The organism is Pseudoalteromonas sp. BSi20652 (genome assembly GCF_000239855.1).
Classification (GTDB): domain Bacteria; phylum Pseudomonadota; class Gammaproteobacteria; order Enterobacterales; family Alteromonadaceae; genus Pseudoalteromonas.
In genome coordinates this window covers 1-957 of record NZ_BADT01000237.1, presented here as the reverse complement: position 1 = coordinate 957, position 957 = coordinate 1, and the positions used below count along the sequence as shown (strand labels likewise).

The window sequence follows — 957 nt, the reverse complement described above, 5'->3', positions numbered from 1 at the left end:
ACTGAGTAAAGTTGGTGGAGATGCAAAACAAGACGAAGGCGCTATTTTTGCTTATCGTTTATTAGACCTAGAACTATTTCAATCTAACAATATCGAAATAGGAAATTTGAGCTCACCTGACTCGTCAGGCCCTCTCGTTTACGATAATGCGAATATTGCAAACATGCTCAACAATGTAAATCAAGAGCACCAAACTGATGATGGAATGGCTAAACAGCTTGAGTTTTTTGGTGCCGGCACGGGAGATGATAAAAATCCAGCATCGTATGGTCATCGCTCAATAGAATTTGTATTGGCCGATTTAAACTTTGACCCCAGAAAAGATTTACCGATTATATATTTTGGTAATTGGTTACGAGATTTTTCACAATTTATAGATCCCGCTATAGTTAGACCGAGTAAAGACGTTTTAAAGCGCTTACAAAATAGCGGCCACTTAAAACCCGAACTTGACACAATTAGGCTTTCTCGTAACGCGCTTACTGAATTGGTCGCTATTCTTGCTTTGAAAGAGTTTAGTCGCTTTGGTGAAGATATTGGTAAATTCTGTTACAAGTACGTTACACCTCAAACACTTGGGGTGTACCGCGCAGAAGAACATATGGATAATCCTAAATCTGAAACCAATGGCCAATTTGATAACAGCATTATTGATTCGGACTTTGCAAAACCCTATATTGAATCGCAAATAGCAATAAACCCATTAACTGGGCTTAAAAACTATATTAATACCCCAGTAGCAGGCCAGTCTTTTGATACTGCTGTACAGTATATGACTACACAACTAAAATTAGCCATGCAGTTTGGCGATACTAATAAAGGCAAAATTCATTTTGGCCAAGCACTTCATGTGTTAGAAGATTATTTTAGCCACTCAAATTTTATTGAAGTAAGCATTATTAAGTTAGGTAAAGAGGGCCGCTTTGCAACCGAAGAGCTCAATCAACTTGCGTCACG

At 38.2% G+C, this 957-nt stretch carries 1 protein-coding gene; it reads left to right on the top strand.

The features are described 5' to 3' along the window. A partial coding sequence (locus tag P20652_RS19235) for an HET-C-related protein (protein WP_033018153.1) occupies positions 1-957 on the top strand: 957 nt, incomplete at both ends.